A 10,969-nucleotide genomic window follows, 5' to 3' on the forward strand; every position below is an offset into this window, starting at 1 on the left:
CGGATGGAGTTGCTGGAGGGTCGGATCCGGGACTACGCCTGGGGTTCGCGCACCGCGATCGCCGAGTTGCAGGGGCGGCCGGTGCCGAGCGACGGGCCGGAGGCGGAGCTGTGGCTGGGCGCGCACCCGGGCGCGCCGGCCACGGTCGACCGGGACGGCTGTCCGGTCAGCCTGACCGAGCTGCTGGCGGCCGAGCCGGGGCACTGGTTGGGTGAGCGGCTGGTCGGCCGGTTCGGCACCCGGTTGCCGTTCCTGCTGAAGGTGCTGGCCGCGGACGCGCCGCTGAGTCTTCAGGCGCATCCGGACGCCGAGCAGGCGCGGGCCGGGTACGCGGCCGACAGTGGGCGGGTCAACTACGTCGACCCGTACCACAAGCCGGAGTTGCTGGTGGCGCTCTCGGACTTCGACGCGTTGTGCGGCTTCCGCGACCCGGTGGACTCGGCGGCGGCGATCGCCGGGTTCGGCGTACCCGCGTTGGCGCCGGTGGTGGCGGCGTTGCGCACCGGGCCGGCGGGGCTGCGGGAGGCCGTACGCACGCTGTTGAGCTGGCCGGAGGCGGAGCGTGCCGGGCTGGTGGCGGCCGTGTTGGCGGCGGCGGACGCCGGGCCGGGGTCGCCGGACGCGGACCTGGTGCGCACGTTGGCGGCCGGTCATCCGGCCGACCCGGGTGTGGTGGTGGCGCTGTTGCTGAACCACGTCCGGTTGGCGCCCGGCGAGGCGATCTGGATGCCGGCCGGGAATCTGCACGCCTACCTGCGCGGTACCGGCGTGGAGATCATGGCGGCGAGCGACAACGTGCTGCGCGGCGGGTTGACCGCGAAGCGGGTCGACGTCGACGAGTTGATCCGGGTGCTGCGGTTCGAGGTGCTGGCCGACCCGGTGGTCCGGTCGGAGCCGGTGGCGCCCGGCGTGTCGACCTGGCCGGTGCCGGTGGCGGACTTCGTGTTGCACCGGGTGGAGGTGGGCGCCGGGTCGCCGGGGGTGCGGCTGACGCTGCCCGGCCCGCGGGTGGTGCTCTGCCGGGCCGGCAAGCTGGCCGTGGACGACGGCGTCGGCGGGGTGACCCTGGGCGCGGGGCAGGCCGCGGTGGGGACGGCGGCGGGCGGCCCGCTGGTGCTCGGCGGGGAAGGCGTGGCGTTCGTCGCGGCGTGCGGCCTGCGTTGAGCCCGATGATTCGCAAGTCCGACTTTTCCGGAATTCGCTTGACGCTCCCGTCGCACAGTGTAATTTCATGAGTGCGCAGCGTTGTCGCGACGAAGGTCCGAGGGCGCGCGGGGAACCAAACCGGGGGGATGCACGGGGCGGCCGGGCCGTGGGCGGAATATCTGTCCACGACCGACCGCCCCGTGCGCTGTCCATCGACCGGAATGCCCACCGTCACCGACCGGACACACACCAGAGTGGGTTGCGGGCGTAAGGTGGAAGGCTGCGCACCACATCGTTCGACAGGAGCTTCCATGACCAGCACCCTCCCGGCAGCCCCCAGTGGCGCGTCGTCCGGAGCCCGGCCGAGCACCCTCGCCGAGGGCGACTACAAGGTGGCGGATCTGTCGCTCGCCGAGTTCGGGCGTAAGGAGATCCGGCTCGCGGAGCACGAGATGCCCGGCCTGATGGCGATCCGGCGTGAGTTCGCCGACGCCCAGCCGCTCGCCGGCGCCCGGATCACCGGCTCGCTGCACATGACCATCCAGACCGCCGTCCTGATCGAGACCCTGGTCGCGCTCGGCGCGCAGGTCCGTTGGGCATCCTGCAACATCTTCTCCACCCAGGACCACGCCGCCGCCGCGATCGTCGTCGGCCCGGACGGGACCCCCGAGGCCCCGGCCGGCGTCCCGGTCTACGCCTGGAAGGGCGAGAGCCTCCAGGAGTACTGGTGGTGCACCGAGCAGGTGCTCGCCTGGCCCGACGGGCACGGCCCGAACATGATCCTCGACGACGGCGGCGACGCCACCCTGCTCGTGCACAAGGGCGCCGAGTTCGAGTCCGCCGGCGTCGTGCCGCCGGTCGAGTCCGCCGACTCCGAGGAGTTCGCGGTCATCCTCGAACTCCTGCACCGCTCGCTGGCCGAGGACGGCCAGCGCTGGACCCGGATCGCCGCCGACATCAAGGGCGTCACCGAGGAGACCACCACCGGTGTGCACCGGCTCTACGAGATGCACCGCGCCGGCACGCTGCTCTTCCCGGCCATCAACGTCAACGACTCGGTGACCAAGAGCAAGTTCGACAACAAGTACGGCTGTCGCCACTCGCTCATCGACGGCATCAACCGGGCCACCGACGTGCTGATCGGCGGCAAGATGGCGGTCGTCATGGGCTACGGCGACGTCGGCAAGGGCTGCGCCGAGTCGCTGCGCGGCCAGGGCGCCCGGGTCGTGGTGACCGAGGTCGACCCGATCTGCGCGCTCCAGGCGGCGATGGACGGCTACCAGGTCGCCACGCTGGAGGACGTGGTCGAGCAGGCCGACATCTTCATCACCGCGACCGGCTGCTACGACGTCATCACCAACGAGCACATGGCCCGGATGAAGCACCAGGCCATCGTCGGCAACATCGGCCACTTCGACAACGAGATCGACATGGCCGGCCTGGCGAAGCGGTCCGACGTCACCCGGGAGAACATCAAGCCGCAGGTCGACGTGTGGCGGTTCGACGACGGCCACGCCATCATCGTGCTCTCCGAGGGCCGTCTGCTGAACCTGGGCAACGCCACCGGCCACCCGAGCTTCGTGATGTCGAACTCGTTCGCCAACCAGACGATCGCCCAGATCGAGCTGTTCACCAAGACCGACGACTACCCGGTCGGCGTCTACGTGCTCCCCAAGCACCTGGACGAGAAGGTCGCCCGGCTGCACCTGGACGCGCTCGGCGCGAAGCTCACCACGCTGACCAAGGAGCAGGCCGCCTACCTGGGTGTCTCGACGGAGGGCCCGTTCAAGCCCGACCACTACCGCTACTGAGTTCCACGTCCGGCCGGGGCCGGGGCAGCCGCCGCGCGGCCGTCCCGGCCCCGGCCGCGTACGGGGGTGGGCGGGGTGACGTGGTCGTGCGCAACTTGACGTCTCCGCGGAACAGGAGCAAGGTATGGCTGCCCTAAGTAAACTGAGGCATGCCTGACCTACTGCGGAGTTACGGATGTTCGCCACGTACCTGATCGGCCTGCGGGAGGGCCTGGAAGCGACCCTGGTGGTCAGCATCCTGGTCGCCTTCCTGGTGAAGTCGCAGCGGCGTGACCGGCTGCCGCAGGTCTGGCTCGGCGTCGGCCTGGCCGTGGCGCTCTCCGTCGTCTTCGGCTCCCTGATCCAGTACACCTCGACCTCGCTGCTGCGCACCTCCGAGTCGCGCGAGTTCTTCGAGGCCGTGACCTCGGTCGCCGCCGTGGTGTTCGTGACCTGGATGATCTTCTGGATGCGCAGGGCGGCCCGGTCCATCGCGGGCGAGCTGCGCGGCAAGCTCACCGAGGCGCTCGCCGTCGGATCCCTGGCGGTCGCCGGCATGGCGTTCCTCGCGGTGGTCCGGGAGGGCCTGGAAACCGCGCTGATCTTCTACGCCGCAGCCGAGAGCGCGGCCGGCGGCACCGGGGCGAACCCGCTGCTCGCCCTGATCGGCGGCATCGTCACCGCCGTGGCGATCGGCTTCCTGCTCTACCGCAGCGCCCTGAAGATCAATCTGAGTCGCTTCTTCACCTGGACCGGCGCGCTGCTGATCCTGGTCGCCGCCGGCATCCTCAAGTACGGCGTGCACGACTTCCAGGAGGCCGGCGTGCTGCCCGGCCTGAACGACCTGGCCTTCGACATCTCCGCCACGCTGGACCCGAACACCTGGTACGGCGCGCTGCTCGCCGGCATGTTCAACATCACCGCCGCGCCGACCGTGCTGGAGCTGGTCGCGTGGGTCGCGTACGCGGTGCCGGTGCTCGTGCTCTTCCTACGCCGGCCGGGGACGCCGGCCCGACCCGCCCCGGCCGCGACCGCTCCGGCTCCGGCCGACGTCGCCGCCGTTCCGTCCGCACGCGCCTGACCCGCCGTCTCCGAGGAGAACAGCACCGATGCGTACCCATCGTTTCGTCGCGCCCGCCGCCGCCGGGTTGCTCGCCGTCGCCGGACTGACCGGCTGCGGGGGCGGTGACGACGCCGACGCGCAGGCCGGCGGGCCGATCGCGGTCAAGGCCACCGACACCGTCTGCGAGGTCGGCAGTACCGACGTCGACGCCGGCCAGGTGACCTTCAAGGTGACCAACAACGGCTCCAAGGTCAACGAGTTCTACGTCTACGCCGCAGGCGACCGGGTGATGGGCGAGGTGGAGAACATCGCCCCGGGGCTGAGCCGCGAACTGCGGGTCGAACTGCCCGCCGGCACGTACGAGACCGCCTGCAAGCCGGGCATGAGCGGCCGGGGCATCCGGGGCGCGTTGAAGGTCAGCGGCACCGCCGCGAGCGTCGCGCCGGACGCGGCGCTGACCGAGGCCACCGCCAGCTACCAGCGTTACGTGCAGAGCCAGACCGCCGCCCTGCTGACGAAGACCGAGGAGTTCGTGGCCGCGGTCAAGGCCAACGACGTGGCGAAGGCCAAGGCGCTCTACCCGGTGACCCGCACCTACTGGGAGCGGATCGAGCCGGTGGCGGAGAGCTTCGGCGACCTCGACCCCAAGATCGACGGCCGTGAGGAGGTCATCGAGGAGGGGATGGAGTTCACCGGCTTCCACCGGATCGAGAAGGACCTCTGGACCACCGGCGACATCAGCAAGGACGGCCCGATCGCCGACCGGCTCCTGGTCGACGTCAAGGCGATCGTCGCCAAGGCCAACGCCGAGAAGCTCACCCCGCTCCAGCTCGCCAACGGCGCGAAGGCGCTCCTCGACGAGGTCGCCAGCGGCAAGATCACCGGCGAGGAGGAGCGGTACTCACACACCGACCTCTGGGACTTCAACGCCAACCTGGAGGGCTCGAAGGCGGCCATCGGGGCGCTGCGTCCGGCCCTGGAGCAGCGCGCCCCCGACCTGGTCAAGCAGCTCGACAGCGAGTTGGCCGACGTGGAGGCCGCGCTCGGCAAGCACCGCGTCGGTGACGGCTGGAAGCTGCACACCCAGCTCAGCAAGGCCGAGCTGAAGGAGCTGTCGGACCGTATCAACGCGCTGGCCGAGCCGGTCAGCAAGGTCGCCGCGGCCGTCGCCCGATGACCGCCCCGGCCGGCGGTGACGCGACGAGCGAGCCGAACAGCCAGCAGGCCGGTCGTGGGGTCTCCCGACGACGGGCGATGACCCTGGCCGGCGTCGGCGTGGCCGGCGTCGCAGGCGTGGCGGCCGGTGCGGGAGCCCTGCTCGCCGCCGGCGACCAGGCGTCGGCCACCGGTACGGCCGCCGACGCGGTGCCGTTCCTCGGCGAGCACCAGGCGGGCATCGTCACCCCGGCCCAGGACCGGCTGCACTTCGTCGCGTTCGACGTGGTCACCAAGGACCGGGACCGGCTGGTCGCGATGCTCCAGGAGTGGACGGCCGCCGCGGCGCGGATGACCGCCGGTCGGGACGCCGGGGTGATCGGCGCGGTCGGCGGCATGCCGGAGGCCCCGCCGGACGACACCGGCGAGGCGCTCGGGCTGCCCCCGTCCCAGCTCACCGTCACCGTGGGCTTCGGACCGTCGCTGTTCCGCGACGCCCAGGGCCGGGACCGCTTCGGCATCGCCGACCGGCGTCCGCCCGCCCTGGCCGACCTGCCGCACTTCGCCGGCGACGCGCTCAAGCCGGAACTCTCCGGCGGCGACATCTGCGTCCAGGCGTGCGCCAACGACCCGCAGGTGGCGGTGCACGCCATCCGTAACCTGGCCCGCATCGGCATGGGCGTGGTCAGCGTCCGCTGGTCGCAGCTCGGGTTCGGGCGTACCTCGTCGACGTCGCGGGACCAGGCGACGCCCCGCAACCTGTTCGGCTTCAAGGACGGCACCGCCAACCTCAAGGCCGAGGACGCCGGCCTGCTCCGCGACCAGCTCTGGGTGCAGCCCGGAGACGGCCCGGACTGGATGGCCGGTGGCTCCTACCTGGTCACCCGGAAGATCCGGATGCTGATCGAAACCTGGGACCGCAGTCCGCTGGCCGAGCAGGAGACGATCACCGGCCGGACCAAGGGCAGCGGCGCCCCGCTGGGCAAGCGGGACGAGTTCGACGAGCCGGACTTCGCCGCGACGGGCGACGACGGCCAGCCGGTCATCGCCGAGAACGCGCATGTGCGACTCGCCCACCCGGACCAGAACGACGGCGCCCGCCTGCTGCGCCGGGGCTACAACTTCGTGGACGGCTCGGACGGGCTGGGCCGGCTCGACGCCGGGCTGTTCTTCATCGCCTACCAGCGGGACCCACGCAAGCAGTTCGTGCCGATCCAGACCCGGCTGGCCCGCAACGACGCGATGAACGAATACCTGCGGCACGTCTCCAGCGGCCTGTTCGCCTGCCCGGCGGGCGTACGGGACGCGGCCGACTGGTGGGGTCGCACGCTGTTCTCCTGAAGCCGGCTCAGCGGCGTACCGGATCGGGTTCCGGCGCGGCCCGCCGCAGCGGCGTCGCCGGCGGCGCGGCCGGTGTCGGAGCCAGTTCCGGCCAGAGCGTGGCGGTGGCCGCGCGGGTGCGTCCCAGCCGGTGCGCGGCCCGACGCCTCCGCTCGTCCAGCACCGCGGCCAGATACGCCCACTCCGGCGCCGTCCACGGTGGGGGCGAGGTCACCGCGGCGACCTCCGCCCACAGCTCACGGCCCAACCGGACCCGGTCCGGCGCGGCGAGCTGGGGCAGCCGGTCCACGTACTGCCGGACGGCCAGCGCCAACCCGTCGTCCACCCGGCTCAGGTCCAGCGTGCCGGCCCAGGCGCGCAGCGCCGGCGCGGCCGGCGGCAACGGCCGCCACACCTGAGCACTGCGGGTGTGCACCACCAGCGTGCCGGCCACCAGGTCGCCCAGCCGGCGGCCACGCGGGTCGGTGACCATCACCGTCACGCTCGCCGCCCAGCTCAGCAGCGGCAGCACCAGGCCGGGCCACTCCACCGCGACGCCGACGAGCGCCCGGGTCAGCGACTGCCCGACGCCCACCGGGCCGCCGTCGGCCCGCACCACGCGCAGCCCCACCGCCAGCTTGCCCACCGTCCGGCCACCGACGAGGCGTTCCATCACCACCGGGTAGCCGACCAGCACCAGCACCAGGAACAGGACCTGGAACCCACCGGCCAGGGCGGCGTCCACCGCGCCGGTCGGCAACGCGAGCACCAGCAGCGACAGCCCCGCGCCGAGCACCAGCGCGACACCGAGCTGGACCACCACGTCGATCAGCAGGGCGAGCACCCGGGAGCCCAGCCGGGCCACCCGGACGTCCAGCTCCACCGCCTCGCCGCTGATAAGACCGGCGTCGGCCCACCCGGCAGGTGGGGGAGGTTGCGCTCGCACCCCGCCAGTGAACACCATGGACGCGCAGACGGGGGAGGGGCAAGTGGATCTCGACGCGTACGCGGCGGAGCACGGCGCCGACTGGCGGCGGCTGGCGGAGCTGACCGGCCGGCGTCGCCTGGACCCGGCCGAGATCGACGAGCTGGTCACGCTCTACCAACGGACCGCCACCCACCTCTCCGTGCTGCGCAGCCGGGCCCCCGAGCCGGCGCTGCTCGTCCGCCTCTCCCACCTGGTCCTGGTGGCCCGGGCCCGGATCACCGGCCGCCCCCGGCCGTCCTGGGCGGCGGTACGCCGGTTCCTGCTGGCCGACCTGCCGGCCGCCCTCTACCGGGCCTGGCCCTGGTGGTTCGGCGTGGCCACCGGGTTCAGCCTGCTGACCGGGTTCCTCATCTGGTTCGTCGCCGGCCATCCGGACACCGCCGCCGCGTTCATCGGCGCCGAGTCGGCCCGGCAGCTCGTGGACTCCGGCTTCGCCGGCTACTACACCGAGTACGCCGCGCCGACGTTCGCCTTCCACCTGTGGACGCACAACGCCTGGCTGGCCGCCCAGTGCCTGGCCGCCGGCGTGCTCGTGGTGCCGGTGTTCTGGCTGCTGTGGCAGAACGCGTTGAACATCGGCGTGGTGGGCGGGGTGATGGTCGCCTACGGCCGGGCGGACGTGTTCTTCGGCCTGATCACCCCGCACGGCCTGCTGGAGCTGACCGGCATCCACATCGCCGCCGGGGTCGGGCTGCGCACTGCCTGGGCCTGGATCGCCCCGCCCGCGCACCTGGGGCGCGGGCAGGCGGTCGCCGAGGCGGGGCGGGCGGCCATCGTGGTCGCCGCCGGCCTGGTCGGGCTCTTCGCGGTCGCCGCGCTGGTGGAGGCGTTCGTCACCCCGGCGCCGCTGCCGGCGGCGGCCCGGGTGGCGGCCGGCGCCGCGGTCTGGCTGGCCTTCGGCGGGTACGCGCTGGTGCTCGGCCGGCACGCGGTCAGAGCTGACCGAGGGACTTGAGCCGCAGGTAGGTGTCGGCGGCGGCGGGAGCGAGCCGGTCGGCGGGCACGTCCACCACGGTGACCCCGTGCCGGGCCAGGGCGGCGCGCACCCGGTCCCGGTCGGCGAGCGCACGCCAGGCCGACGCCGCCGCGTACGGGTCGTCCGGCCCGGTCGGCGCGGCCGTGGCGAGGCCGGTCAGCACCGGATCGTGCGTGGCCGCCAGCACCAGCCGGTGCCGGGCGGCCAGCCGGGGCAGCACCGGCAGCAGCCCCGCGCCGATGGCGCCCGGGTCCAGGGCGGTGAAGAGCACCACCAGGCTGCGTTGCCGCTCCCGGCGCAGCACCTCACCGGCGACCAGCTCGAAGTCGGTCTCCACCAGCGCCGGCTGGAGCGGCGCCACCGCCTCGACCAGCCGGGTGAGCAGCGCCGGACGACTGGTGCCGGTCACCCGGGCCCGCACCGCGGTGTCCACGGCGAGCAGGTCGACCCGGTCGCCGGCCCGGGCGGCCAGCGCGGTGAGCAGCAGCGCCGCGTCGATCGCGGTGTCCAGCCGGGGTTCGTCGCCGAGCCGGACCGCCGAGGTGCGACCGGTGTCCAGCACGCAGACGAGCCGCCGGTCCCGTTCCGGACGCCAGGTGCGCACCAGCACGTCGGCCCGGCGGGCGCTGGCCCGCCAGTCGATCGAGCGGACGTCGTCGCCGACGGCGTACTCGCGCAGGGTGTCGAACTCGGTGCCGTGGCCGCGCCCCGGGGTCACCTGGACGCCGTCGATGAGCCGCAGCCGGGCCAGCTTCTCCGGCAGGTGCCGGCGGGAGTCGAAGCGGGGCAGCACGCGCAGCGTCCACACCGGTGTGGCGGGCCGGCCGGCGCGCTGCCGGAAGCCCAGGCGCATCGGTCCGAGCGAGCGTACGGTCAGCGCCACCGCCGGCCGGTCGCCCCGCCGGGTCGGGGTGAGCCGGACCGGCAGTGTGGCCGTCGCGCCGGGTTCGACCGTGAGCACCTCCCGCGGGGACCGTTCGGGTCGCGCCCCGGCCGACGGCACCCAGGCGTCGCGTACCTGGGCGTGCAGCGTCCGGTCGGTGGGGTTGGTCAGGTGCAGGGTGACCGTGGCGGTGCCGCCGAGCCGGACCGTCCGGTCGCCGGTGCGGGTCACGGTGAGTGCGTGTGGTCCGGCGGCGAGCGCCCGGTCGAGGGCGACGAGCAGCAGCACCACCGTGGTCAGCACGGCGACGCCGAGGAACGGCGCCGGCCAGGCCGGCAGCGTCACGGCGCCCGCCGCGAGCAGCAGACCCGCCCGCGGTGTCATCGCGGGGTCGGCACGGTGGCCAGCACCGAGTCCAGCACGGCGTCCGCCGTGACGCCCTCCAGCTCCATCTCGGGGCGCGGCCGGAGCCGGTGCCGCAGCGTCGGCCGGGCGACCGCCTTCACGTCGTCGGGGGTGACGTGGTCCCGGCCGGCCAGCCAGGACCAGGCCTTCGCGGTGGCGAGCAGCGCGGTGGCGCCCCGGGGCGAGGCGCCCAGTTCCAGCGCGGGCGCGGCCCGGGTGGCCCGGCACAGGTCCACGACGTAGCCGAGCACGGGTTCGGCCACATGCACCGTGTGCACCTGCGCGCGGGCGGNGGTGCGCGCGGAGCACGCCCAGCTCCTCGTCCCGCCCGGGCAGCGGCACGGTCAGCTTGAGCAGGAAGCGGTCGAGCTGCGCCTCGGGCAGCGGGTAGGTGCCCTCGTACTCGACCGGGTTCTGGGTGGCCGCGACGATGAACGGCTCGGGCAGCGGGCGGCGCTCGCCCTCGACGGTGACCTGCCGTTCCTCCATCACCTCCAGCAGCGCCGACTGCGTCTTCGGCGGGGTGCGGTTGATCTCGTCGGCGAGGAGCAGGTTGGTGAAGACCGGCCCCTCGCGGAACGTGAACGCGGCGGTGCGCGGGTCGAAGATCAGCGAGCCCGTGACGTCGCCGGGCATCAGGTCGGGGGTGAACTGCACCCGCTTGGCGTCCAGGTCGAGCGCGGCGGCCAGGGTGCGCACCAGCAGCGTCTTGGCCACCCCCGGCACGCCCTCCAGCAGCACGTGCCCCCGGCAGAGCAGGGCGATCACCAGTCCGGTGACCACGGCGTCCTGCCCGACGACGGCCTTGGCCACCTCGGTCCGCAACCGGTCCAGGGTGGCGCGGGCCTCGGACGGGGCGGCGGCGATGACGGGTCCGGTCACCGGCGTTCTCCTTCGCTCGACTGCGGGGCCAGGGTACGGGTCAGCGCGTCCAGCTCGCGGGCCAGCGCCAGCAGCTCCCGGTCGTCGTCCGGCACCGGGCCGTGCAGCAGGTCCGCCACCCGCTCCGGCGCGACGCCGGCCCGCGCCGCGATGCGGGCCGTCACCTCGTCGTCCGGGGCGTCCGGGGGCAGGTTGAGCCGGGGCCGGACGCGGTCCAGGGTGGCCGCGCGCAGCGTCTCGGCGACGGCGGCCCGGGCGTGGGCCCGGCGGTAGAGGCGGGCCCGGCCGCGTACGGTCTCGGCCGCGCGGACGGTCACCGGCAGCGGCTCCGTCACCGGCGGCCCGAGCCGGCGGGCCCGCC

8 protein-coding genes and 2 pseudogenes are annotated in these 10,969 nt (G+C 73.8%); 6 read left to right on the plus strand and 4 right to left on the minus strand.

Translation table 11 applies throughout. The features are described 5' to 3' along the window. Positions 1–3: 3 nt before the first annotated feature. From manA to efeB, 5 genes are all read left to right on the plus strand, one after another. A complete protein-coding gene (manA, locus tag B1205_RS18365; protein ID WP_089156715.1) occupies positions 4–1,164 on the plus strand; it encodes a mannose-6-phosphate isomerase, class I in 1,161 nt (386 codons plus the stop codon). A 293-nt stretch (positions 1,165–1,457) separates the two neighbouring features. Continuing rightward, positions 1,458–2,957: an adenosylhomocysteinase gene (ahcY, locus tag B1205_RS18370; protein ID WP_089156716.1), complete on the plus strand. Its 1,500-nt coding sequence runs from the start codon at positions 1,458–1,460 to the stop codon at positions 2,955–2,957. A gap of 175 nt (positions 2,958–3,132) precedes the next feature. Beyond that, positions 3,133–4,017 (plus strand): iron uptake transporter permease EfeU, encoded by an 885-nt coding sequence (gene efeU / locus B1205_RS18375; RefSeq protein ID WP_089156717.1) that lies wholly within the window; start codon positions 3,133–3,135, stop codon positions 4,015–4,017. Between the two features lie 28 nt (positions 4,018–4,045). Next, positions 4,046–5,176, plus strand: coding sequence for an iron uptake system protein EfeO (efeO, locus tag B1205_RS18380; RefSeq protein WP_089156718.1), 1,131 nt, complete (start codon positions 4,046–4,048; stop codon positions 5,174–5,176). Then, positions 5,173–6,495: an iron uptake transporter deferrochelatase/peroxidase subunit gene (gene efeB / locus B1205_RS18385; protein WP_089156719.1), complete on the plus strand. Its 1,323-nt coding sequence runs from the start codon at positions 5,173–5,175 to the stop codon at positions 6,493–6,495. Before efeO ends, efeB begins: the two co-directional genes overlap by 4 nt. Before the next feature lie 7 nt (positions 6,496–6,502). Here the strand turns inward: efeB and B1205_RS18390 are convergent, their stop codons facing one another. Next, positions 6,503–7,357 (minus strand): RDD family protein, encoded by an 855-nt coding sequence (locus tag B1205_RS18390; protein ID WP_254910027.1) that lies wholly within the window; start codon positions 7,355–7,357, stop codon positions 6,503–6,505. A gap of 106 nt (positions 7,358–7,463) precedes the next feature. On the opposite strand from B1205_RS18390, the gene B1205_RS18395 reads away from it, so the two are divergent. Next, positions 7,464–8,417 carry a stage II sporulation protein M gene (locus B1205_RS18395; protein ID WP_089156721.1) on the plus strand — a complete coding sequence of 318 codons (954 nt, stop codon included), beginning with the start codon at positions 7,464–7,466 and terminating at the stop codon, positions 8,415–8,417. On the opposite strand, the gene B1205_RS18400 is transcribed toward B1205_RS18395, so the two are convergent. The 3 genes and pseudogenes from B1205_RS18400 to B1205_RS31780 form a co-directional block, all read right to left on the minus strand. Beyond that, positions 8,395–9,705 carry a DUF58 domain-containing protein gene (locus B1205_RS18400; protein ID WP_089156722.1) on the minus strand — a complete coding sequence of 437 codons (1,311 nt, stop codon included), beginning with the start codon at positions 9,703–9,705 and terminating at the stop codon, positions 8,395–8,397. The genes B1205_RS18395 and B1205_RS18400 overlap by 23 nt on opposite strands. Beyond that, positions 9,702–10,608 (minus strand): annotated as a pseudogene (locus B1205_RS18405) (AAA family ATPase). The gene B1205_RS18400 and the pseudogene B1205_RS18405 overlap by 4 nt, the downstream one beginning before the upstream one ends. Next, a pseudogene (locus B1205_RS31780) lies at positions 10,605–10,969 on the minus strand (DUF4350 domain-containing protein); the annotation flags it as partial. The pseudogenes B1205_RS18405 and B1205_RS31780, both read right to left, overlap by 4 nt.

It is taken from the genome of Micromonospora sp. NBS 11-29, from assembly GCF_002140155.1.
Lineage (GTDB): Bacteria > Actinomycetota > Actinomycetes > Mycobacteriales > Micromonosporaceae > Micromonospora.